Raw genomic sequence first — 23,601 nt, 5'->3', positions numbered from 1 at the left:
CTGCGTGCCGGGTTTCGCGCGCTCCCCGTTCAGGGGATGGTGTGTCTCGACCGGGGCACCCCGGGCCATCGAGACGAAAGGGCTCCGCCGTGGCCTCCAGCGCCGATACGGGCACCTACCTGCTCGTCGTCGCCATCGGAACGATCATGGCCGTCCTCGTCGGCCTGGTCCTGCAGCGCTCGGGGCTCGGCTTCCTGCGCGAGGTGTTCGAGGACCACGACGCGGCGCAGTCGGTGAGCCGGCTGCTGTCGGTCGCCTACTACACCGTCGCCGTCGGCTTCATCGCGCTCATGTCGACGTGGGATCCCTTCGAGATCGAGGGGACCGTCCAGTACGTCGTCACCAAGATCGGCTCGATGCTGGTGTTCCTCGGCATCCTGCACGTGGTCACGCTCGTGGTCCTCGCGCGCATCCGGAACAACAGCCGCGTGCAGCAGATGGCCGCGAACCTCCGGGGCGGCCGACGTGCGCCGCGCGACCCGGGGCCGAGCCAGGCCCTCGGCCCCGGCGGCTCCTGACGATCCGCCCCGCGGCATCCTCCCGCCGCGCCGTCCGTCCGTGCCCGATGTGAGGATCGACCCCGTGCCAGCAGGAGACGTCGCGGGGCTCGACGAGCGTCGCGGGATCGTGAGCTTCGCCGACCGCGGAGGCCGGGTGACGCCGGGCCAGCAACGGGCCTGGGACCGCGCGTGGCCGCTCTACGGCCGGGAGCTCGCCGAGCTCTCCGACGTCCTGGACGACGCCGGACACCTCGACGCGGCCCGCTGGTTCGGCCGATCCGCGCCGCTGCGCCTCGAGATCGGGTCGGGGATGGGGGAGACGACGGCGGCCCTCGCCGCGGCCGAGCCCGAGGCGGACCACGTCGCGGTGGAGGTCTACCCGCCCGGCCTGGCCCAGCTGCTCATGCGCATCGAGGCCGCGGAGCTCACCAACCTCCGCCTGCTGCGCGGCGACGCCGTGGTGGTGCTGCGCGACCACGTCGCCCCCGACTCGCTGGACAACCTGCGCGTCTACTACCCCGACCCCTGGCCGAAGCGACGGCACCACAAGCGGCGGCTGATCCAGCCGTCGACGGTGGCGCTCATGGCGTCCCGGCTGCGCCCGGGCGCCACGCTGCACCTCGCGACCGACGTCGCCGACTACGCGGAGTGGATGCTCGAGGTCACCGACGCCGAGCCGAGGCTGGAGAACCCGCACGGCGGCTGGGCGCCGCGGCCCGACTGGCGGCCGCTGACGAAGTTCGAGACCCGGGCCGAGCGCGAGGGCCGACCCAGCCGTGACCTGCTGCTGGTCCGCACCGGGGACCCCGCGTGATCATCCGGTACGACGAGGACGGGAGCCGGTCGCGGGGCGAGCGGAGCGACGGGGGAACGCAGTCCCGGGGCGAGCGGAGCGACGGGGGAACGCGCCGGACGCGTCGGCGGCGGGCCGTTAGAGTCGACAACGTGTCACCCTCCCCCGCGCCCTCCCCGGCCGACCTCGCGCACGCGACGGGCCCGGTGACGCTGGCGGGCGGGAGCCACCCGGACGCGGACGTCGACGCCGACGTGCCCCCGCCGCCGGCCCGGACGCTGCTCGTCTGGGACGCCCCGAACATGGACATGAGCCTCGGCTCGCTGCTCGGCGCCCGACCGACCTCGGCGTTCCGCCCGCGGTTCGACGCGGTCGGCCGGTGGCTGCTCGGCCTCGCGGGGCCCGAGGGCCTGGCCGAGGCGACGGTGTTCACCAACGTCGTGCCCGGGTCCACGGAGATCGTGCGGCCCTGGGTCGAGGCGCTGCGCAACGTCGGGTTCGCGGTCTTCGCCAAGCCGAAGACGGCCGAGGACTCCGACGTCGACGACGACATGCTCGCCCACATCCAGGCGCGTCACGCCGAGGGCGGTCTCGAGCACGTGGTGGTGGCCTCCGGGGACGGGCGGGCCTTCCGCGAGCCGCTCGAGGCCCTCGTCGAGCAGGGCATCCGGGTCACCGTGATCGGTTTCCGGGAGTACGCCGCGTTCGCGGTGGCGTCGGAGATCCTCGCGTTCCTCGACCTCGAGGAGATCGAGGGCGTCTTCCGGGAGCCCCTGCCGCGGGTCAGCCTCGACACGCTGCCCCCCGGTGGTGCCTGGCTGCAGCCGCTCCGGTCGCTGCGGTCGCTGCTCGACCGGTAGGCCCCACCTCCTGTGGCAGGAAAGCGTCGTTGCTGTCATCCAGTGGCAGGAACGCCGCTTCGTCGACGCGGCCGGGGAGGGATCCGTGGACCTGCCTGAGCACTGGGGCACGACGCCTGACGAGCGGGCCCGCCGCACGCCGGCCGACGACCTCGTCGCCGCGCCCTCCGCCCGCTGGACCCGCGGCGCCACCAGCACCGCCGACCCGGCCACGCTCTGGCGGTGGCTCGGCCAGCTCACGGTCGCGCCCTACAGCTACGACCTGGTCGACAACCTGGGTCGCCGCAGCCCCCGCACGCTGACGCCGGGCGCCGACGACCTGCAGGTCGGTCAACGGCTGCTGATGATCTTCGTGATCGACTCGTTCGTCGCCGGCGAGCACCTGACGATCCGGCGCCGGTCGACGCGCGGCCCGGTGGGCGAGTTCGCGGTCACCTACGCCGTGCACCCCGACCCGGCCGGCTCCCGGCTGACCGCCACCGTCGTGCTCGACCGCGCCGGAGCGGTCGTCGGGAAGGCGCTGGCGTGGGGGGACCTGGTGATGATGCGCCGCCAGCTGACCCTTCTGTGCGCGCTCGCGGCGCGCTGATCAGACTGGACGCATGACCGCGCGCCGTCTCGCCGCCCCGCTCGTCCTGACCTGTGACGGGCCGCCGGTGCCGCTGCGGGACGCGGTGGTGGACGTCGACGAGGCCGGGCGGATCGCCTTCGTCGGGCCGGCCGCGCAGGCCCCGGCGACCGACGCGCCGACGACGCACTGCACGGGTCTGCTCATGCCGGGTCTGGTCAACACGCACGCGCACACGCCGCTGGCGCTGCTGCGCGGGATGGGCGGGGACCTGCCGCTGATGCGCTGGCTCACCGAGGTGGTCTGGCCGGCCGAGGCGCGGCTGGACGCAGCGGACGTCCGCACCGGCATGCTCGCGGGCGGCGCGGAGATGCTGCGGGCCGGCGTCACCACCTCGACCGAGATGTACTTCTGGGCCGAGACGGTGGTCGAGGCCGTGCTCGAACTCGGCTCCCGCGTCGTCATGACGCCGGGGATCATCACCGCGCCCGGGATGGACCGGTTGGGCACGTGGGAGGAGATGCGCGACGGCGTCTCGCGCTGGATCGACGCCGACGGTCTGCGGTTCGGGCCGGGCGAGCGCGTCGAGCTCGGCTACGGCGCGCACTCGGCGTACACGCTGTCCACGGAGGCGGTCGCGACGACGGCCGCGGCGGCCCGCGAGCGCGGGGCGCTGCTGCACATCCACGTCGCGGAGGCGGTCGGGGAGGACGACGAGGTCCGCGCGGTCTACGGCTCCGTGCCGGCCATGCTCGAGACGACCGGCAGCCTGGGCGGTCGCGTGCTCGCGGCGCACTCGATCCAGATGTCCGACCAGGACCTGGAGATCTTCGCCCGGCACGACGTGGCCGTGGCCCACTGCCCGGGGTCGAACGCGAAGCTCGCCGCCGGGGTGGCGCGGGTCGGGGAGATGCTGACGGCGGGCCTGCGGGTCGGGCTCGGCACCGACTCGCCGGCCTCGAACGACGACCTCGACCTGTGGGAGGAGCAGCGTCTCGCCTCCCTGTTCGCCCGCCAGCGGCACGCCGACGCGACCGCGCTGACCGCCGCCGACGTGCTGCTGCTCGCGACGGCGGGCGGTGCCGACGCGCTGGGCCGCGACGACCTCGGGCGGCTGCGCCCCGGAGCCTGGGGCGACGTGGTGCACGTCGACCTCGACGACCCGGCGTTCGTCGACCCCGACGACCCGGCGCAGCTCGTGTCGAACCTGGTCTGGTCGGCGGGGTCGCGCTCGGTGCGCGACGTGTGGGTCGCGGGCGACGCGGTGCTCGCCGACGGGACACCGGTCCGCGTCGACCCGGCGGAGATCCTCGGCGCAGCCCGGGCGGCCGGGCGGCGGATCAAGGGCTGAGGGGTTCCACCCACACCGTCCGGACGGTGCGCCAGGTCACCTCGCGTGGCAATCTCGCGCGCATGAGTGGCGAGTACCGCGAGGCCTACGACCGCAGCATGACCGACCCCGACGGCTTCTGGCGCGAGGCCGCGGCACTCATCGACTGGTACACCGAGCCCGAGACGATCATGGACGCCTCGGCGCTGCCGTTCTCGCGGTGGTTCGTCGGCGGCGAGCTGAACACCTGCCACAACGCGCTGGACCGGCACGTCGACGCGGGTCGCGGCGACCAGGTCGCGCTGATCCACGACTCGCCGGTGACCGACTCGCAGCAGCGGTTCACCTACACCGAGCTGCGCGACCTCGTCGCCCGGTTCGCGGGCGTGCTGCGCTCGGTGGGCGTCGGCAAGGGCGACCGGGTGATCATCTACATGCCGATGGTGCCCGAGGCCGCCGTCGCGATGCTCGCCTGCGCGCGGCTCGGCGCGGTGCACAGCGTGGTGTTCGGCGGGTTCGCCGCCCGCGAGCTCGCGGTCCGCATCGACGACGCGAAGCCCTCGGCGATCGTGTCGGCGTCCTGCGGCATCGAGGGCAAGCGCGTCGTCGAGTACAAGCCGCTGCTGGACAAGGCCATCGAGCTGGCCGAGCACGACCCCGGCCGCTCCGTCGTGCTCCAGCGCCCGCAGTACGAGGCCCCGATGACCGAGCGGGACCTCGACTGGGCCGAGGCGATGGCCGACGCCGAGCCCACGGAGTGCGTGCCGGTCGCGGCCACCGACCCGCTCTACGTGCTCTACACCTCCGGGACCACCGGCAAGCCCAAGGGCGTGCAGCGCGACAACGGCGGGCACGCGGTGGCGCTGCGCTGGTCGCTGCCGGCGATCTACGACGTCGGGCCGGGCGAGGTCATGTTCACCGCCTCCGACGTCGGGTGGGTCGTCGGGCACTCCTACATCGTCTACGCGCCGCTGCTGACCGGGGCGACGACGGTGCTCTACGAGGGCAAGCCGATCGGCACCCCGGACGCGGGCGCCTTCTGGCGGGTCATCCAGGACCACCAGGTCAAGGCCCTGTTCACCGCACCGACGGCGTTCCGCGGCATCAAGAAGGAGGACCCCGACGCGGTCCTCCTGCGCGACTACGACATCTCCTCGCTGCAGACCCTCTTCCTCGCGGGCGAGCGCCTCGACCCGGAGACGTGGACGTGGGCGTCGGAGACGCTCGGCGTCCCCGTCGTCGACCACTGGTGGCAGACCGAGACCGGCTGGCCGATCGCGGCGAACCTGCGGGGGCTCGAGCCGATGGAGCTCAAGGCCGGCTCGCCGTCGGTCCCGGTCCCCGGCTACCAGGTCGACGTGCTCGACGTCGACGGCACGGAGCTGCCGCGCGGGGAGGAGGGCGCCATCGTGATCAAGCTGCCGATGCCGCCGGGCTGCCTGCAGACGTTGTGGGAGGACGACGAGCGGTTCCGCGAGTCGTACATGTCGCGCTACGAGGGCTACTACCTCACCGGCGACGGCGGCTACGTGGACGCCGACGGCTACGTGTTCGTCATGGGCCGCACCGACGACGTCATCAACGTCGCCGGCCACCGCCTGTCGACCGGCTCGATGGAAGAGGTCCTCGCCGGGCACCCCGACGTCGCCGAGTGCGCCGTGATCGGCGTCCACGACGCGATGAAGGGCCAGGTCCCGCGCGGCTTCGTCGTGCTCAAGGCGGGCGTGACCCGCGGGGAGGACGAGATCGCGCCGGAGCTCGTGGCCCTGGTGCGCAGCGAGGTGGGTGCGGTCGCGTCGTTCAAGAACGTGGCCGTGGTGCCGGCGCTGCCGAAGACCCGGTCGGGCAAGGTGCTGCGCAAGACGATGCGGCAGATCGCCGACGGCCAGGACGCCATGGTGCCCTCGACCATCGACGACGCCTCCGTGCTGGACACCCTGCGTCCGGTGCTGCAGAAGGGGCCGCAGGCGGGCGGCTGATCCGCTCCGCCCGGGCCCGCCCGCTCCGCGTGAGGGGAACCCTCACGCGGTCGGGGCGGCCCGTTCCTCCCCTCACGATCCGGCGGCGCCGACCGTGAGGGGAGGATCCGAGCGCTCTATCGGCGTGAGGGTTCCCCTCACGCTCGGGGGTGAGCGCTCAGCAGCACCGACCCGCGGGGTTCGTCTCCTGCGCGTCGACCTTGGCCCGCCAGAACTCGCGCTCGCCCATCGGCGGGTGGGTGTGCCCGCGCCGGTGGTGCGACTCCAGGTAGCGCTCGTAGGCGTCGGCGCCGATCACGCCCCGCCACCACTGCACGAGGCCGCGTACCGCTGCCATCAGTGACCGCCCCGCGACGGCGGCCCGACCTCGGCGAGCCAGCGGGCCTCCAGCTCCTTCTCCGCGGGCTGAGGCACCAGCCCGGACGGCGCGTACAGCTTCGACGGCACCGGCTCGTCCTCCAGGCTCGGCCGACCGCCTGCCCGCAGCGAGCCGATCGCCGCGATCGCCGCGGTCACGATCACCACGAGCGCCAGGACCAGGAACAGGATCGACAGCGAGCCCTGGATGAAGGTGTTCCGGACGACCGCCTCCATGGCCTCGGGCGTGCGCGCCGCGCCCATGCTGGTCCGCCCGGCCGCCAGGGCCTCGCGGTAGGCGTTGTGCTGGGCCCAGTAGCCGACGGCGGGCACGGACGAGAAGATCTTGTAGAGCGACGCCGTCACCGTGATCACGGTGACCGCCACGAGGGGCACGAGCACGATCCACAGCGTCCCGATCGACCCGCGGCGCGCGACGATGGCGAGACACACCGCGAGTGCGATCGCCGCGAGGAGCTGGTTCGCGATGCCGAACAGCGGGAAGAGCGTGTTGATCCCGCCGAGCGGATCGGTGACTCCCATGATCAGGATGCCGCCCCAGGCCCCGCACATGACGAGGGTGCCGATCCAGACGCCCGGCCGCCACGACATGTCCTTGAACTTCGGGACGAAGCTGCCGACCGCGTCCTGGAGCATGAAGCGCGCCACCCGCGTGCCGGCGTCGACGGCGGTGAGGATGAACAGCGCCTCGAACATGATCGCGAAGTGGTACCAGAAGCTCATCAGCGCGGCGCCGCCGAACAGGCCGGACAGGATGTTCGCGAGGCCGAGCGCGAGCGTCGGCGCCCCACCGGTGCGCGAGACGATGGTCTGCTCGCCGACCGACTGCGCGGTGCCCGCGAGCAGCTCGGGGCTGACGTTCACCCCGGCGAGGCCGAGCGAGTTCACGAACATGGCGGCCGAGTCGACGGCCCCGCCCGTCATGGCCGCGGGGGAGTTCATCGCGAAGTAGATGCCGCGGTCGATGGACACCGCCGCGACCAACGCCATGATCGCCACGAACGACTCCATGAGCATGCCGCCGTAGCCGATGAAGCGCGTCTGGCGCTCCTTCTCCAGCAGCTTCGGCGTCGTGCCCGAGGAGATCAGCGCGTGGAAGCCCGAGAGGGCTCCGCAGGCGATCGTCACGAACAGGAACGGGAACAGCGGGCCGGGCACGACCGGGCCGCCCGCCGGGTTCCCGGCGAACTCGCTGACCGCGGGGGCCATCACGTCCGGCCGGACCACGACGACCGCCACGGCGAGCAGCACGATCGTGCCGATCTTCATGAAGGTCGACAGGTAGTCCCGGGGCGCGAGCAGCATCCACACCGGCAGGATCGCGGCGACGACGCCGTAGACGACGACGCCCCAGGCGAGCGTGGTGCGGTCGAAGGTGAAGAACGCCGCCGCGCCGCTCTCCGAGATCCAGCCGCCGGCCACGATGGCGAGCAGCAGCAGCGCGACGCCGACGACCGAGACCTCGCCGACCTTCCCGGGCCGCAGGTAGCGCAGGTAGAAGCCCATGAAGAGGGCGATCGGGATCGTCATGGCCACCGAGAACACGCCCCAGGGGCTCTCCCCGAGCGCCTGGACGACGACCAGCGCCAGCACCGCGATCAGGATGATCATGATCGCGAGGGTGGCCAGGACGGCCGCCGCCCCGCCGACGCGTCCGAGTTCGTCGCGCGCCATCCCGGCCAGCGAGCGACCGCCGCGCCGCATCGAGAAGAACAGCACCAGGTAGTCCTGCACGGCGCCCGCCAGGACGACGCCGACGATGATCCAGATCGTGCCGGGCAGGTAGCCCATCTGCGCCGCGAGGACGGGCCCGACGAGCGGCCCGGCGCCGGCGATCGCGGCGAAGTGGTGGCCGTAGAGGACCCGCCGGTCGGTGGGCAGGTAGTCCTGCCCGTTCTCCGAGTGCTCCGCCGGGGTGGCGCGCCGGTCGTCGGGCTTGAGCAGCGTCCGCTCGATGTAGCCCGAGTAGAAGCGGTACGCGATGAGGTAGGTGGCGACGGCCGCGAAGACGAACCAGATCGCGTTGACGGTCTCCCCGCGGACGAGCGCGAGCATCACCCAGCCGAGGCCGCCCACGAGGGCGATCGCCGTCCACACCGCGATCCGCAGCGGCGTCCACCGCCGGCGCTGCGCCTCGAGCACCTCGTCGTCCACCGCCGGGGGCGGAAGCTCGGTGACGGAGCCCGCCGCCGAGTCGCCCGAAGACACCGCCGTCATGTCGCCCTCCTCCGCCCGAACCGGACAGAGGGAACATACGGGGCGACACCGACAGTGTCAGCGGTCTAGCCGGCGCGACCCAACCCGTCGTCGGGCAGCTTGGCCCCGCCGTAGCCGATGTAGTTGCCCGCCGAGTTGCGCAGTCCGCCGTCGACGACGGCGTCCAGGCCGTGGTTGGCGATCATGGTGCGCACGCCGGCGGTGATGTTGGCGACCGGGTCGTAGATGCCCTTGTCGGCCAGCGACGGCAGGACCGCGTTGCGGAACGTGGTGTCGATGAGCTGCATGAGGCCCTTCGACGGGGTGCCCGCCGCGGCGTTGGAGTCCCAGTTGTTGATCGCCCGCGGGTTGCCCGTGGACTCCCGCATGATGATCTGCTTGACGCCGGGCGCGAGCTTCTGCGGCAGGCCCATCAGCCCGAGCGCCTTCGCGATCTGCCCGTTCAGCGTGTCGTCGTTGCCGGCCGCATAGGGTCGGCCGAACTCCACCGGCCCGTTCTCCCGGGCCACGAACATCGCCTTCTGCAGGTCGTCCGGGCCGGTGTCGGCGGCCTTCGCGGCGGCGTCGAGGTCGGCGGTGGACATCGCGACGGTGGTCACGTCGCTGATCGCCGAGGTCGCGGTGGCGGCGGGCCGGGCCGTCGGCCCCTGCTGCGACGCCAGGGCCATCTGCGCCGCGGACAGCTGCGCGGTGCCGGGGTCGGCGTCGGCGGTGTGGGTGGTGTCCAGGGTCTGCACGGCGGGGACGACCGCGCCGGCGGCCACGGCCGCCACGAGGATCTTCCCGGAGGTCGCGCCGGACAGCGTCCGTGCGGGGCGCGGCCGGGCGGGCACCGGCGCGGGGGCCCAGACCGTCGCCCGCGAGGCCATCGGGCGCATCGGGGCGGGAGCGGCGAACGCGGGGGTGTGGCCCAGACCGGGGCGGGTAACCCGATGACCGGAGGCCGGATGCCCGTGTCGCGCCACGTGTTTCGCCCTTCGCCGCAGGGATCTGGCACGACGAGGCCGCCGGGGAGCGATGGCATCGGCGCGATGCCGTGACCTCGTCGTGATCTGGACCGCCGGAACATAGCGGGGTCCCGGTCGGCGCGGGCCGGGCGGGTGCCGTCCCCGGCGCGTCACGGCCGTTCCCGACGACGCGTGCGTCGACAAACGTGCCCACGTGGCGATCGGCCGCCCCGATCGTGTCCATCGCGCGGCGGCGACCGGCCGGTCCCGCCGTGTCGAACGGTCGACGACGACGGGCGCCGAGCGGGTCACCGGACGAGCGGTCGACGAGTGGCCCGTGGCGGACCTTCCGGCGAGTCGACAGGACGTCTCGTCGTGTCCCGGCGCGTCCGGGGGTGTCGGCCGCGCGTCCGGCCCAGCCGGCTCAGGAAGCGCTCAGGCCCAGGAGTTCGGCCAGGGCGTCGAGGGCGCGGTCGCCCTCCGCCTGGGCGGCGGCCGAGAGGGACCCGAGCCCGAAGAAGCCGTGCACCAGGCCGGCTCCCCGCAGCAGCCGGACCGGCACGCCCGCGGCGGCCATCGCCTCGGCGTGGGCGACGCCCTCGTCGTGCAGCGGATCGAACTCGGCCACGGCGAGCACCGCGGGCGCGAGGTCGCCGAGCTCGCCGAGCCGGGCGGCCTCGCCGAGGTTGACCGAGGGGTCGGCGTGCGTGGCGGGGTCGGGCAGGTAGCGGTCCCAGAACCACCGCATGTCGGCCGCCGTCAGGAAGGGGCCGGCAGCGTTCGCGGCGACGCTGGGGTACGACATCGTCGGGTCGAGGCCCGGGTAGAGCAGCAGCTGCCCGTCCAGGCGGGGCCCCCAGTCGCGGGCCAGCAGGGCGACCCCCGCGGCGAGGCCGGCACCGGCGGAGTCGCCGCCGACGACGAGCCGGCCACCGACCTGCGTCGCCGCCCAGCGCAGGGCGGTGTGCGCGTCCTGCAGCGGTGCGGGGTGCGGGTGCTCCGGGGCCAGCCGGTAGTCGACGGACACGACGCGGGCACCCAGGTGGCGGCAGACGCGGCGGGCGGAGGCGTCGCCGGTGTCGAGGTCCCCGACCACCCAGCCACCGCCGTGCAACCACACGACGGTGACGCCGCTCGGCTGCTCGGGCTCGTAGACGCGGACGACGACGTCGGTGTCGGTCGTCGGGTCGGTGACGACGTCGTCGTGGACCTCCGCGACGGGCAGGTCGGCCGATCCCCGCCGCAGCAGGGACAGCTCGCGGTAGTTGCGGCGGGCCTCGTCGGGGGTCTCGCGCGTGATCGGCAACCAGCCGTCCGCCTCGAGTCTCCCGATGCCGGCGGCCAGGTCCGGGTCCAGGGCGCTCACGGAGGCGACCCTGGCACGAACGACGACGACCCGCCTCCGGATGTCCGGGCGACGGGCCGCTGACCTGCGATGATGCTGGTGGAGCGAGTGACGGGAATCGAACCCGCGTTCTCAGCTTGGGAAGCTGATGTTCTACCATTGAACTACACTCGCCTGCTGCGATCATCACGATACACCGGCTCCCGCGGCCGTCCGCCAGGCACCCTCCGGAGCCACGAACGGCTCACGCGGACCGCAACCACACCGATGTAACTCACTCGGATCACGCTGTGGTCTCGGTCCGGTTGCGGCCGAAACGGTGACGCAGCGTGGATCCGATTGCGCCCAAGCGGTAATCCTGTCGCACTCGTCTGTCGGGTTGAGACGGATTGGTGTGTGCTGTTCACGTGGGTGGAGCGGACGACCGTGGGGAGGTGCCCATGACGCTCGGTGATCACGCTGACCCGGGTCTCGCGCCGGAGCTACCCGAACTCCTGATCGTCGTCGCCTCGACGGAGGACGCCCGGGCGCTGGCGCCGCTGGGCCGTCCGGGTGTCGACGCGGGTGACGAGCCGGTCCGGCCCGTCCTCGTCGCGACCGGCGTGGATCCGCTCGCGGTCGACGAGGCCCTCGACGAACTCGAGGCCCCCGCGGGCCGGCTGCTCCTGCTCGACGGGCCGGCACACGGGTGGGCCGAGGAGGCCGCTCGCCTGATCGTGCGGCTGGACGCCCTCATCACGGGCGAGCCGCCCGCCGGCGTCGTGGTCCGGGGTGGGTCGGAGGCCGCGCTCGCGGCAGCCCGCTGCGCCGCCGGGATCGGCGTGCCGCTGCTGCACCTGTCCGTCCCGCCGACCGACGCACGCACGGCGGCGACCGCCGCCATGATCGCGGAACTCGCGGCCTGGCAGACCTCGCCCGACGGCGGACGGCCGTACCCGACCGAGCTCGACCTCCTCGTGCACCGGCGCCTGGCGCCCGCGCCACCCCGCCCGCGGCACGCGAGCGACCCCAACGTCGTGCGGATGCCGGCGTCGCGCGGCCCGCGCAACTCGCTCTCGGCCTGAGGCGTTCCGCGCGTGCCGCTACGCCGAACAGCCTAAAATCGTGCTCCTTGAGCACGGATCCACTCGTCCCTGGCCCGTAAAGCTGTGACCCGTACCCGGAACCGGCTAACGTCATGCCGCCGGTGGGGGATGTCCATCAGAGTGCACGCTCGTCGGAGGCTCCCGACGGGACTCCCCGGGGGACATCGGGCCAGGAGGGTGTGCGGGTGAGACGAGCACCGAGGTTGATCACCGAGGTCCAGCGCCTCGGCGTCACGGTGTCGGTCGCCGCGCTGGTGATCGTGCTCCTGGTCGTGTTCCGGGTGCTCTACAGCGCCGCGGTCACCTCACCGGCCGAGGACCGCCTGCAGGCCGGTCTGCTCGCCGTCGAGGACTCGCACCAGGCGATGCTCTCCATGGACTCCTCGCTGCGCGGCTACCTCGCCACGGGCGACCGCTTCTTCTCCGACGAGGCGACGAAGGCGAGCCCCGAGCTCGCGACCGCGGACACCCAGATGGTCAACCTGCTCGAGGAACCGGCGCTGCGCCAGAGCGTCCTGCAGCTCCTGCTCGCCCAGCAGCGGTGGCGGACCGAGTGGGCCGACCGGGCCCGGCAGGTGCCGCCGCCGGGCGGGGTCGAGGCCTTCCTCCTCCAGGGCAAGGCCATCTTCGACAACTACCAGGGCCGCAAGGACGACACCCGCGCGGCGACCCTGGTGGCCATCGAGGACAACCAGCGCATGTCCTCGATCATGCAGTGGTCGGTCGGCGTCCTGCTGGTCCTCGTCGGCCTCGGCACCCTCGTCGTCGCGCTGCGTGGCCGTCGCCGGCTCGAGCGGCACGTCGTCGCGCCCGTCGACGGTCTCCTCGCCTCGGTCCGCGGGATCTCCGAGGGACGTCTGCACCCGCCGGAACCGGTCGCCGGCTCCGCCGAACTCGTCGCCCTGCGTGACGGCCTCGCCGACATGACCGTGGCCCTGCGTCACCAGCGCGAGGAGTCCCAGGCGCAGGCCGAGCGGCTGCAGGCCCAGACCGACCGGCTGCGCACCATCCTGATCATGACCCGCGAGATCGCGGGGTCGCTGAACACCCGGTACGTCGTCGACTCCACCGTCCAGGCCGCCGTCGCGGTCACCGAGGGGCGCGTGCTGCTGTGGCTGCTCGACGAGGACGGCTCCGGCCTGGAGCTCGCCTACGACTCCGAGCGCGGCGCCGTGCCGCCGCTCGAGCGCCAGTGCAGCCTCGGCGTGGGCGTCGTCGGCCGGTCGGCCCGCTACGGGCAGATCTCGCGCGGCGATCCCGACACCGACGACGAGGCCGCGGTGGCCGTGCCCCTCGTGGTCGGCGCGCGGGTGATCGGCGTCCTGGAGTGCTTCGACGGCACCGAGGGCGAGGTCGACGGCCAGTCGCTGTCGGCGGTGGAGATGCTCGCGACCCTCGCCGGGTCGGCCATCGAGGCCAGCCGGCTGCACGCCGCCACCGAGCGGCTCTCGCAGTTCGACCCGCTCACGCAGCTCGCGAACCGCCGACGGCTCGGGGCCGACCTCGACACCGCCGTCGCGAACGCGAAGCGGCACGGGCAGGCGATGTCGGTGATCATGCTCGACCTCGACCACTTCAAGGAGCTCAACGACCGGTACGGCCACCAGCAGGGCGACGTCGTCCTGCAGGAGGTCGCGAGCACGCTGCGGGCGTCCATGCGCGACGGTGAGACCGCCTACCGGTACGGGGGCGAGGAGTTCGCCATCCTCATCACCCACGGCGACACCGAGGACGCCGCGGCCCTCGCGGAGCGGCTGCGCGAGCGGGTGGAGGCAGACTTCAAGCGCGGCGGCCGCCAACTGGTCACGGCGTCGTTCGGGATCGCGACGTTGCCCCACCACGCCGGCGACGGCGAGGGACTGGTCTCCGAGGCCGACCGGGCGCTGTACTCCGCGAAGAACTCGGGCCGGAACCGGGTGCACCGGGCGGGGCAGCTCGTCGGCTGAGCCGGCCGGCCACTGCCGCCCCCCACGAGGGTGACGCAGGGCAGGCCGTGGGCCTTTCGGCGCTGCCTGGTGCGCACCTCGGGGTGGCGCCCTACGACAGGCCCTTGCGGAAGTTGACGTAGGAGCGGGACGGCGTCGGGCCGCGCTGGTCCTGGTAGCGCGACCCGTAGATCGCCGAGCCGTACGGGTGCTCGGAGGGCGAGGACAGGCGGAACAGACACAGCTGCCCGACCTTCATCCCCGGCCACAACCGGATCGGCAGGTTCGCGACGTTCGACAGCTCCAGCGTCACGTGCCCGGAGAAGCCAGGGTCGATGAAGCCGGCCGTGGAGTGCGTGAGGAGCCCGAGACGGCCGAGACTGCTCTTTCCCTCCAGGCGCCCGGCCACGTCGTCGGGGAGCGAGATGACCTCGTAGGTCGACCCGAGCACGAACTCGCCCGGGTGCAGGACGAACGCCTCGTCCTCCGGCGGCTCGACCATCCGCGTCAGGTCGTCCTGCTGCAGCGCCGGATCGATGTGGGTGTAGGCGTGGTTGTTGAAGGTGCGGAAGTGCCGGTCCAGACGCAGGTCCACGCTCGAGGGCTGCAGCAGCGTCTCGTCGAACGGCTCGAGCGCGACGCGTCCCGCGGCGATCTCGGCCCGGATGTCGCGGTCGGAGAGCAGCACCGGTGCACTCTATCGGCGCAACCCGACACGCCGGTCCGGGCCACCCGTCGTCGGCCGTGGCGAAGATCGCGACGAGCCGAGCGATGTGCTCGCTGCGCGAGCACGTCGCTCCGCAGGAGTGGATCTCGTGTCGTCGACCCCCGAACGAACGAAGGGGCCCTCCGGTCGATTGCGTCGACCGGAGGGCCCCTTCGTCCGGGACCGGGGAGGGCTATTCCGCCGGGTTCTGCACGTTCGCCGAGGTGGCGGTGGTGGCCGGGTCGGACTCGCCCGGCTTGTCCCCGTCGGCCGGCTGCCCGCGCTTCACCGCGGCCAGCAGCATCTGTGAGACGTCCATGACCTCGGTGCCGACGGCCTTGGCCTCGCTCTGGCGCTCCGTGAGCCCGTCGGTGAGCATCACGCGGCAGAACGGGCAGCCCGACGCGATGACGTCCGGCTCGACGGAGATGGCCTCGTCGACGCGCTCCATGTTGATGCGCTTGCCGATGTTCTCCTCCATCCACATGCGCGCACCACCGGCACCACAGCACAGCGCCCGGTCGGCGTGGCGCGGCATCTCCTTGAGCACCGCGCCCGCGGCCTCCACCAGCTCACGCGGCGGGGTGTAGACCTCGTTGTGCCGACCCAGGTAGCAGGGGTCGTGGTAGGTCACGGTCTTCGGGCCGTGGCCGTTCGACGACCCGTTCGTGTGGCCGTTGGACGACCCGTTGGAGGACACGACCTCGGAGGCCGGCGCCGCCTGGTCGTCCGGGTGCCCACCCGTCGAGTGCCCGTTGGCGGTGACCAGGCCGCGCTCGGTGCCGTCGGCCTGCGGACCCTTGTACTGCAGGTTGGTCGACGGGTTGATGTCGAGCTTGGCCTGCGGCACCGGCGAGGACTCCGGGGCGACCGGGATGAGCTTCTTCTCCCGGACCAGCTGGTTGAGCAGCTGGGTGTGGTGGACGACCTCGTAGTGGCCGTCGAGCTGCGGGTACTCGCGCCCGAGCGTGTTCATGCAGTGCGGGCAGGTGGTGACGATCTTGCGGGTGCCGGGCTCGCGGCCCTCGAAGACCGTGTCCAGCATCTCCTTGGTCTGCATCGCCATCATCTGGAAGAGGAACTCGTTGCCCGAGCGCCGCGCCGGGTCACCGGTGCAGCTCTCCTCCTTGCCGAGCACCGTGTAGTTCACGCCCGCGATGTGCAGCAGCTCCGCGGTGGCCCGCACGGTCTTCTTCGCGTTGTCGTCGAACGCGCCGGCGCAGCCGATGAAGAACAGGTACTCGGTCTCCGGGGACAGCTCGCCGTCGAACTCGGGCACCTCGAAGGGGAGGTCCTTCGCCCAGTCCATGCGGTTGGAGTTGTTCTGGCCCCAGGGGTTGCCCTTGTTCTCCAGGTTGCGGAAGAGCACGCCGAGCTCACCGGGGAACTCGGACTCGATCATCACCTGGTTGCGACGCATGTCGACGATGTGGTCGACGTGCTCGATGTCCACCGGGCACTGCTCGACGCAGGCGCCGCAGGTGGTGCAGGACCAGAGGACCTCGGGGTCGATGACCCCGAGCTGCTGGGCGGTGCCGACCAGCGGACGCGCGGCCTGGATGTCGTCGGTGCCGGTGTGGCGCTCGTAGCCGGACTCCGGCACGCCGTGGCCGCCGTGCTCGTTCTTGGCGAGGCCCGCGTCCCAGTCGATGCCCCCGCCGTCGGGCATGTCCTTGCCGCCGATCATGTACGGCGCCTTCGCGAGCATGTGGTCGCGCAGGTCCATGATCAGCAGCTTCGGCGACAGCGGCTTGCCGGTGTTCCACGCGGGGCACTGCGACTGGCAGCGGCCGCACTCGGTGCACGTCTCGAAGTCGAGCATGCCCTTCCACGTGAAGTCCTCGATCTTGCCGCGACCGAACGAGGCCTCCTCGGGCGGGTCCTCGAAGTCGATCGGCTTGCCGTCGTACTCGATCGGCTGCAGCGGGCCGAGGGCCTTCGGCAGCCGCTTGGCGGCGACGTTGATCGGGGCGATGAAGATGTGGAGGTGCTTGGAGTAGAGCACCTGCACCAGGAAGACCAGCGCCACCCCGATGTGCAGCAGCAGGAAGATCGTCTCGAGGACGAACAGCGTCGTCGGGGAGAGGCCGGTGAACAGCTGGCCCACCGCGATCGAGACCCAGGCGCCGGACTCGTAGGGCAGGTTGCCGGCCGCGGAGGAGGTGCCGCGGAAGGCGAACAGCGTCCAGATCACGTTGAAGATCAGGAAGAGCACGATCCACGCGCCGGACGTGTGCGAGCCGTAGAAGCGCGACGACCGCTGCTTGCGCTCCGGGTCCTGCTGCACGCGCATGATCCCGAACGTGATGATCGAGAGCAGCACCATCACGGCGATGAAGTCCTGGAGGAAGCCCAGGATCGGCGAGCGCCCGATCAGCGGGATGTGGAAGTCCTCGACGAACAGGGCGCCGTAGGCCTCGATGTAGACCGTCAGCAGGATGACGAAGCCCCACATCGTGAAGAGGTGGGCGAGACCGGGGATCGACCAGCGCAGCAGCTTGCGCTGGCCCGCCACCTCCACGATCTGGGTGCGCAACCGGGCGCCGAGGCCCTCGGAGCGCTTGGCGTCGGGCTGCCCGGACTTGATGAGGCTGTACAGCCACCACGCGCGGCGGGCGGCGATCACCCCCACGGCCAGGGTCAGGGCGAGACCCAGGATCAATCGGACGAGCACGGTGAGACCTCCCCGCGGACCGCTGCGGCTCGGCGCAGGATCCGTCACGTTCAGGCGGGCCTGCGGACGCGCTGCGTGGTGGTCGCGCCGCCTACCCGGATCAAGGGGGACTGTAACGGCTGGTGCCGACACCCGGCCCGACGAGCCGGGTGAGGTTCTACTCACCGGTAACCAGACGGACCCGACGTCACTCTCCGGTGGGGTGACGCGACACGCGCGACGCCCGTGCGAGCGATCATCCCCCCGTTGTCCGCACCGGCACGCCACGATGGCCTACGACGTCGGAGGACGCCGGTGACACCCACGGCTCAGCGTGGTCGCGGTACGGCACCACCGGGGGTACCGACCCGTGCGCCCGCCGTGTTTACTCAACCGGTCGAGACCGGCCGACCCCGAACCAGCACGCCACCGTCCGGGAGGACCTCCGCATGACCCTCACGATCCTGGGTTCGCACCTCCTCGACACCCAGATCACCGCACAGGGTCTGGGGACGAACGGCCTGCAGGGCTGGATCCGCGACAACATCGTCCCGCTGCTCCTGCTCGGGATCGCCGTGATCATGCTGTGGATCGGCGGCCGCGGCGACAACGCGGGGGTGGCGCGACGCGGCGTCGGCCTGCTCGTGGGGCTGGTGGCCCTCGGCATCGCGGTCTCCGGCAACGGCCCGGCGGTCGGGCAGTTCCTGGCCCAGTTGATCACGGGGTAACGGGTGCAGATCCGCACCGACGACGACGTGTACCGGGTCGACGCCGTCTGGCTCGGCCCCCCGCGGGCGACCTTCCCGTGGCGCGCCCGCTACTCGAGCTACGGCGTCGGCCTCATCGTCATGATCGTCGTGATGTTCGTGCAGCGCCGCCTCGGCATCGAGATCGGGTTCTTCTCGGTGGCCTGGGCGTTGCTGATCACCGTCGTGGTGGTGCGGTTCGTCAGCAAGCGGATCAACGAGGACCGGCCGCTCCTCGAGTGGCTCACCCTGTTCTGGCACGAGGTGCGCGGACCCCGGCGCCGCACGCGCGGCGCGGGCAGCACCGTCAGCGCGGGGCACGTCGCCATCGAGCCGGCCCGCCCGCGCGCGGCCCTGCCGCCGGGTCGCACCGACCCGCACGCCGCGATGGCGGTCCGTGACGACGCCCCCGCGCGACCGGCACGTCGGCGCCCGAGGCGTCCGAAGCGCACGAAGCGGTCGTGGACCACGCGCGGCGGCACGGCCCCGACCCGGCGGGCCACGCCCGCCGGCACCGCCGCCACGCCGGAGACCGACCCGGACGGCATCGTGCGGGTCCGGGCACGCCGGGCGGACCGCCCGCGCCGCGACCCGTCGTCGGGATCGCCGCGGCGGTACGGACCGGGGGCGACCGGACGGGACGCAGCCGGCAGGACGGACGGGAGCACGGACGGGGAGGGCGACGGTGCGCCGGGGAGGTCCTGACGGCGGGTGGGGCCGCCGCGCGCCCTGGCCCGAGGCCCGCGAGCCCGACCCCGACACCACCGCCGACGCCGGCTGGGGCACGTTCCCGGGGGGCTTCCCGGCCGCCCCGGCGGAGGTCGTGCCCGTCGACCGGGAGGACCCCGCGCCGGCGGACGACCGGCCGCTCGACCCCGACCGCATCGAGACGCCCGCCCCCGCGGAGCCGACCGGGCTGCGACGGCCGCGCCCGAGGGCGACGCGCCGCGGCCGGTCGCTGGCGGGTGCCTCGGCCGCGCCCGGGTACCGCTCCGCGATCGCGCTGCGCTCGATCGACGGCAACATCGCGCGCACCGGCTCCACCGTCACCGCGTGGTACCGGCTGGCCGCCCAGCCCTGGAGCTTCCGGTCCGACCCGCAGCGCGAGTCGCTGATCCGACGGATCGCCACGCAGCTCGGCGAGCTGCAGGGTCGCTGGGTGCACCTGCGCGTGACGAGCCGGCCGTTCCCGGTCGCCCGGTGGGCGGAGGCGTTCGACCGCAACTCGCCGGGCCGGCTGCCCGACGTGCCCGGGGCGCTGTCCTGGGAGGAGTTCGTCACCGGCGAGCAGCACCACCTGATGGGCCTGTCGATGGCCGACAAGGAGGTGTTCCTCGGCGTCGAGGTCTCGGGCCGCTCGGTGGTCGACCGCTGGTTGGAGACGGCGGCGCCGGTGCTGCACCGGGTGCTGCCGAGCGCGGCGAACGCCGAGCTCACGGCGCTGGAGACCGAGATCGCGCACGTCGACGCCCTGGTCGGCGGGCCCGGGCTGGACGGCGTGCCGTGCACGGCCGAGGACATGGCCTGGCTGATGCACCGCTCGTGCGCGCTCGGGCTGCCCGCGCCGCAGCACGTCAGCGCGGAGCCGGGCACGGCCTGGGAGACCGAGGACCTCGCCGCGTTCACCGACGGCGTGTCCATGCACCAGGAGCCCTACGCCCCGACGGTGCAGGTCGAGGGACGTCAGGGCCTGCACCCGGTGTCCCGCCACGTGGCGGTGCTCTCGGTCGGGCTGATGGACTCGCTGCGCATCCCCGAGGCCGACGACCCCTGGATGCAGCGCAGCGACCGCCTCCCGTTCCCGGTGGAGTGGTCGGCGCGGATCTACGTCCGCCGCCCCGAGGAGGTGTCGGGGGAGCTGCAGCGCCAGATGGGCAAGGTGCGCAGCCAGATCCGGCACTACACCCACGACCACGACCTCGACCCGCCGATGTCGCTGGAGCGCCAGGCCGACCGGGTGCTGCAGATCGAGGACGAGCTCTCCGGCGGGCTGACCCAGCTCAACACGCGGGTCTACGGCTGGTGGCGGGTCGCGGTGGCCGGTCGCGACGAGGCCGAGACCCTCACCCGCGCCCAGCAGCTGCTCGACCTCTACCGGCCCCGTGTCGCCCTCGAGCACCCCGAGGCGCAGTACGCCTACGCCCGCGAGTTCATCCCCGGCGAGCCGCTCGCCTCGACGGCCTACCGGCGCCGCGGCTCCGTCACCTGGGTCGCGGCCGGGGTGCCGGCCGCGTCGGCGAGCGTCGGCGACCGGCGCGGCGTGCTGCTCGGCGAGACCTGCACCGCGACCCGTCGTCCGGTGGCCTGGGACCCGTGGATGGCGCAGGAGGTCCGCCGCGCCTCGGGCCTCACGGCGGTGGTCGGCGGCCTCGGCTCCGGCAAGTCGTTCCTGACCGGCCTGATGGTCTACAAGACGCTGCGCGCCGGGGCGCGGTGGACCGTGCTCGACCCGTCGGGCCCGCTCGCGGCGCTGACCCGGGTGCCGGAGCTCGCCCCCTTCTCCCGCCACATCCACCTGCTCGGCGCCGACCCCGGCATCCTCAACCCGTACCGCGTCGTCGCCGAGCCCCGCCGGGAGCACTTCCTCGACGAGGACGACCCGGAGAAGGCCTGGCGCCGCGAGCGGTCGCTGGCCGCGGCCACCCGCCGTCGGCTGGTGCTCGACGTGCTCACCGGGCTGCTGCCCTACGACGTCGCGCGCCTGCCGCACACCCGGATCGTGCTGCTGCGGGCGGTCCGCGAGGTGGGCGGCGGGCAGCACCGCGACCCCGGCCAGGTCATCGCCACACTGCGCCGCCACGCGCGGGAGGGCGAGGAGCACGCCGACGTCGTCGCCGACTTCCTCGAGGAGCGCCGTGAGCTGCCGCAGGCCGCGCTGCTGTTCCCGGAGCGCACCCTCGACCCGGAGGACCCGCGCGGCCCGGACGAGAGCCCCGTCGGCGACCCGGGCGTCCTCGACGAGGACTACCGCCTCACCGTCCTGACGATGCAGGGGATGTCGCTGCCCCGGCCCGGCAGCCCGCGCGAGGAGTGGACCGACGGCGAGTCGCTCGCCGTCGAGCTGCTGAACCTCGCGTCGTGGCTCACGCAGCGCACCGTCTACACCGCCGACCGCGACCTGCGGAAGGGCGTGGCGCTCGACGAGACCCACTTCCTGTCGCAGATCCCCACCGGCAAGGTGCTCATCGACCGCCTCGCCCGCGACTCCCGCAAGTTCAACGTCCGCGCGCTGTTCGCCTCGCAGCTCGCGGGCGACCTGCTCCGTGTGCCGGGGTTCGCCTCGCTGGTGGACGCCGTGTTCGTCGGGCGGACGGACGACGCCGAGGCCCAGGCGGAGGCGCTGCGGCTGCTCCGGGTGCCCACCGACGTCGGGTACGAGGAGATGCTCGGGACGCTCTCCCCGCGCCCGACGGCCGCCGCGCAGGACGACCGGCCCGACGACACCCCGCGCCAGTTCGTCTTCTCCGACGGCCACGGCGGCGTCGAGAAGATCCGCGTCGACCTGGAGGGCGAGCACCTCGGCCACCTGCGCACGGCGCTCGACACCAACCCGAACGCCCAGCGCGCCCACCTGCCGCCGGCCCCGGCCCCCGACGCCCCCCGCGCGCGGCTGCCCGTCGACGACGGTCCCCGGACGCCGCCGGAGCCGGACCCCGACGAGCCCGGGGCCGAGGACGGCGTGCCCGCCGCGCGGTCGTCCGGCTGGGGCGGCGACGGGTGAGCGGTGCCGTGCTCGTCCTCGGCATCATCGCCGCGGCCGTCGTCATCGGCTGGCGCCGGGCGGGCCGGCCCCGCCGGGACCCCTTCCTGACGCCGGGTCGTGCCCGACGGGGGCGGCTGCGCTCGGTCCTCGTCGTGGGCTCGCTGGTGGCGGGGCTCGCCGTGATCGGGGGGACGGCCTCGGCGCAGGCGTTCGACTGCAAGGCGCCGCCCGACCCCGACCGGCCCGGCACCGGGCTCGTCGGCTCGCTCGACCCGGCGCCGATCGGGGTCGGCGTGCCCGGGTCGGTGTACGACGAGGTCGGCTACGCGGGGCAGGTCTGGTGGACCTACGACCTCGGCTGCGGCCCGGGCGGCGCGCGCGACCCGGCGGCGGCGACCGACACGTGGCTGGGCAACCAGGTCTTCAACGTCGCGAAGCTCGTCGTCGGAGGCGTGAACTGGGCGCACTACCTGATCGCCCGCGGCTCGAGCCTGCTCACGCCGCTCGACCAGGTCATCCAGACCGGCACCCGCGCCATGTACGAGGCGGTCTTCACGACGTGGGTCGGGGTCGCGCTGGCGGCGCTCGCCGCGATCCTCCTGCTCCTCGCGTTGCGCGGGGAGCTCTCCCAGCAGGCACGCCGCGGGTTCGTGGCGGTGCTGGCGCTCGGCCTCGCGGCGGGGGCGTACGCGGCGCCGATCCAGTGGTCCCGGGCGCTCGACGGCGTGCTCCTCGACGGCGTCACGGCGATGCAGCAGGGGTTCCTGCGCCAGGTCGGCGTCGGCGACCAGAACACGCTGCCGACGGTGCTCTCCGACCAGATCGTCTACTCGAACTGGCTGCGCGGTGAGTTCGGGTCGGCCGACGTGCCCCAGGCCCGGGATCTCGGACGGCCGCTGCTGGACGCGCAGACCTTCTCCAAGGTGGAGGTCGCGACCGGCCAGGACGGCCAGGCGCAGGCGGACGCCAAGAAAGCGCAGTTCACCGACGTCGCCAATCGGGTCGGGGACCGCTACTCCTACTTCCAGGGCCGGTCCGGCTCGCGGGTCGGGGCCGGGGTGCTCGCGCTCGTCCAGGCCGCCTGCATCGGGCTGTTCCAGCTGATGAGCAAGGTCCTGATCCTGGTCTCGATGCTCATGATCCGGCTGCTGGTGATGGTGGCGCCCGCGTTGGCCGTGGTGGCGCTGCTGCGCCCGGAGGTGCTGCCCGCGATGCTGCGGGTCGGCGGGGCGGCGCTGGTCAACACGCTGCTCGTCGGGGCCCTGGCCGGGCTGCACTCGCTGATGGTCATCTCGCTCTTCCGGCCCGGCAGCGGGGTGGACACGTGGCTCGCGCTGCTGGTCACCGGCGTCGTCACCGTCATCCTCTGGGCGGTGTCCCGGCCGTTCCGGCGCCTGACCTCGATGGTGTCGCTGACCCGGGAACAGGTCGGCGGGTTCCTGCCGGCGACCGGGAACGGCGCGATCGGCCGCGCCCTCGGTCGGCTCGGCGGCCCCGACCGTCGCGAGAACTCGTGGTGGGGCGAGCGGGCCGAGCGCCACTCGCAGGGGACGCGGATCCGCCCGGAGGAGACCGACCCGGTCACCGAGCGCGCCGCGCGGACCCGCACCGTGCACGTGGAGTCCGAGGTGGTGCGGCCCGACCCGTCGCCGGGGACGCCGCGCCGCGAGATCGACGCCGCCCGACCGGCGCTGCCCGCGGGGGCACCCCGCGTCGTGGAGGTCGACGGCGCGCCGGCGCAGCGGATCTACCGGCCGTCCGCCCGCCGCGCCGGCGCGGGCGGCGGGAGCGGCCCCGTCGTCGAGGGGCGGGTGCTGGAGAGTCGCGTGACCCCCGAGCCGCGGGGCGACGGGGGGTAGCGCGGAC

18 protein-coding genes and 1 tRNA gene are annotated in these 23,601 nt (G+C 73.3%); 12 read left to right on the top strand and 7 right to left on the bottom strand.

Annotated elements, in window-relative coordinates; all coding sequences use genetic code 11:
- Nucleotides 1-89 precede the first annotated feature (89 nt).
- From ACQPYX_RS28985 to ACQPYX_RS28960, 6 genes are all read left to right on the top strand, one after another.
- The gene (locus ACQPYX_RS28985; RefSeq protein WP_433800706.1) at nt 90-518 is read left to right on the top strand and encodes a hypothetical protein; all 429 of its coding nucleotides are present in this window, start codon (nt 90-92) and stop codon (nt 516-518) included.
- Nucleotides 519-582: 64 nt separating this feature from the next.
- Nucleotides 583-1,314, top strand: coding sequence for a tRNA (guanosine(46)-N7)-methyltransferase TrmB (gene trmB, locus ACQPYX_RS28980; protein ID WP_433800705.1), 732 nt, complete (start codon nt 583-585; stop codon nt 1,312-1,314).
- A gap of 131 nt (nt 1,315-1,445) precedes the next feature.
- A complete protein-coding gene (locus ACQPYX_RS28975) occupies nt 1,446-2,153 on the top strand; it encodes an NYN domain-containing protein (protein ID WP_230749994.1) in 708 nt (235 codons plus the stop codon).
- Nucleotides 2,154-2,238: 85 nt separating this feature from the next.
- Nucleotides 2,239-2,742 carry a hypothetical protein gene (locus tag ACQPYX_RS28970; RefSeq protein ID WP_433800704.1) on the top strand — a complete coding sequence of 168 codons (504 nt, stop codon included), beginning with the start codon at nt 2,239-2,241 and terminating at the stop codon, nt 2,740-2,742.
- A gap of 13 nt (nt 2,743-2,755) precedes the next feature.
- Nucleotides 2,756-4,072, top strand: coding sequence for an amidohydrolase family protein (locus ACQPYX_RS28965; protein ID WP_230749990.1), 1,317 nt, complete (start codon nt 2,756-2,758; stop codon nt 4,070-4,072).
- Between the two features lie 62 nt (nt 4,073-4,134).
- On the top strand, nt 4,135-6,030 hold the full coding sequence (locus ACQPYX_RS28960) for a propionyl-CoA synthetase (protein WP_230749988.1): 1,896 nt from the start codon (nt 4,135-4,137) through the stop codon (nt 6,028-6,030).
- Between the two features lie 157 nt (nt 6,031-6,187).
- On the opposite strand, the gene ACQPYX_RS28955 is transcribed toward ACQPYX_RS28960, so the two are convergent.
- From ACQPYX_RS28955 to ACQPYX_RS28935, 5 genes are all read right to left on the bottom strand, one after another.
- The gene (locus ACQPYX_RS28955; protein WP_433800703.1) at nt 6,188-6,367 is read right to left on the bottom strand and encodes a YbdD/YjiX family protein; all 180 of its coding nucleotides are present in this window, start codon (nt 6,365-6,367) and stop codon (nt 6,188-6,190) included.
- On the bottom strand, nt 6,367-8,625 hold the full coding sequence (locus tag ACQPYX_RS28950; RefSeq protein ID WP_433800702.1) for a carbon starvation CstA family protein: 2,259 nt from the start codon (nt 8,623-8,625) through the stop codon (nt 6,367-6,369). The genes ACQPYX_RS28955 and ACQPYX_RS28950 overlap by 1 nt, the downstream gene beginning before the upstream one ends.
- Before the next feature lie 65 nt (nt 8,626-8,690).
- Nucleotides 8,691-9,494, bottom strand: a complete 804-nt coding sequence (locus tag ACQPYX_RS28945; RefSeq protein ID WP_433800701.1) for a transglycosylase SLT domain-containing protein — start codon at nt 9,492-9,494, stop codon at nt 8,691-8,693.
- Between the two features lie 502 nt (nt 9,495-9,996).
- Nucleotides 9,997-10,938 (bottom strand): alpha/beta hydrolase, encoded by a 942-nt coding sequence (locus tag ACQPYX_RS28940; protein ID WP_433800700.1) that lies wholly within the window; start codon nt 10,936-10,938, stop codon nt 9,997-9,999.
- Nucleotides 10,939-11,017: 79 nt separating this feature from the next.
- Nucleotides 11,018-11,091 (bottom strand) — tRNA-Gly (locus ACQPYX_RS28935).
- Between the two features lie 266 nt (nt 11,092-11,357).
- Here ACQPYX_RS28935 and ACQPYX_RS28930 point away from each other — a divergent pair.
- Both ACQPYX_RS28930 and ACQPYX_RS28925 read left to right on the top strand, forming a co-directional pair.
- A complete protein-coding gene (locus ACQPYX_RS28930) occupies nt 11,358-11,981 on the top strand; it encodes a hypothetical protein (RefSeq protein WP_433800699.1) in 624 nt (207 codons plus the stop codon).
- 206 nt (nt 11,982-12,187) lie between these two features.
- The gene (locus ACQPYX_RS28925; RefSeq protein WP_433800698.1) at nt 12,188-13,948 is read left to right on the top strand and encodes a diguanylate cyclase domain-containing protein; all 1,761 of its coding nucleotides are present in this window, start codon (nt 12,188-12,190) and stop codon (nt 13,946-13,948) included.
- A gap of 91 nt (nt 13,949-14,039) precedes the next feature.
- On the opposite strand, the gene dcd is transcribed toward ACQPYX_RS28925, so the two are convergent.
- Complete coding sequence (gene dcd, locus ACQPYX_RS28920) at nt 14,040-14,615, bottom strand: dCTP deaminase (protein ID WP_433800697.1); 576 nt, start codon at nt 14,613-14,615, stop codon at nt 14,040-14,042.
- A gap of 211 nt (nt 14,616-14,826) precedes the next feature.
- Nucleotides 14,827-17,307: a (Fe-S)-binding protein gene (locus ACQPYX_RS28915; protein ID WP_433800696.1), complete on the bottom strand. Its 2,481-nt coding sequence runs from the start codon at nt 17,305-17,307 to the stop codon at nt 14,827-14,829.
- 428 nt (nt 17,308-17,735) lie between these two features.
- On the opposite strand from ACQPYX_RS28915, the gene ACQPYX_RS28910 reads away from it, so the two are divergent.
- The 4 genes from ACQPYX_RS28910 to ACQPYX_RS28895 are packed head-to-tail and all read left to right on the top strand — an operon-like array spanning nt 17,736 to nt 23,594.
- Nucleotides 17,736-18,014 carry a hypothetical protein gene (locus tag ACQPYX_RS28910; RefSeq protein WP_230749969.1) on the top strand — a complete coding sequence of 93 codons (279 nt, stop codon included), beginning with the start codon at nt 17,736-17,738 and terminating at the stop codon, nt 18,012-18,014.
- A 3-nt stretch (nt 18,015-18,017) separates the two neighbouring features.
- Entirely contained in the window at nt 18,018-18,737 is a 720-nt protein-coding gene (locus ACQPYX_RS28905; RefSeq protein WP_433800695.1) for a hypothetical protein, read from the top strand.
- Nucleotides 18,718-21,753 carry an ATP-binding protein gene (locus ACQPYX_RS28900; RefSeq protein ID WP_433800694.1) on the top strand — a complete coding sequence of 1,012 codons (3,036 nt, stop codon included), beginning with the start codon at nt 18,718-18,720 and terminating at the stop codon, nt 21,751-21,753. The genes ACQPYX_RS28905 and ACQPYX_RS28900 overlap by 20 nt, the downstream gene beginning before the upstream one ends.
- A complete protein-coding gene (locus ACQPYX_RS28895; RefSeq protein WP_433800693.1) occupies nt 21,750-23,594 on the top strand; it encodes a hypothetical protein in 1,845 nt (614 codons plus the stop codon). Before ACQPYX_RS28900 ends, ACQPYX_RS28895 begins: the two co-directional genes overlap by 4 nt.
- Nucleotides 23,595-23,601 lie beyond the last annotated feature (7 nt).

Origin of the sequence: Actinomycetospora sp. CA-084318, assembly GCF_050955885.1 — a bacterium.
In the GTDB taxonomy this organism is placed as follows: Bacteria; Actinomycetota; Actinomycetes; order Mycobacteriales; family Pseudonocardiaceae; genus Actinomycetospora.
Note: the sequence above shows the minus strand (reverse complement) of the source record. Positions and strands in the feature narration are given on the sequence as shown.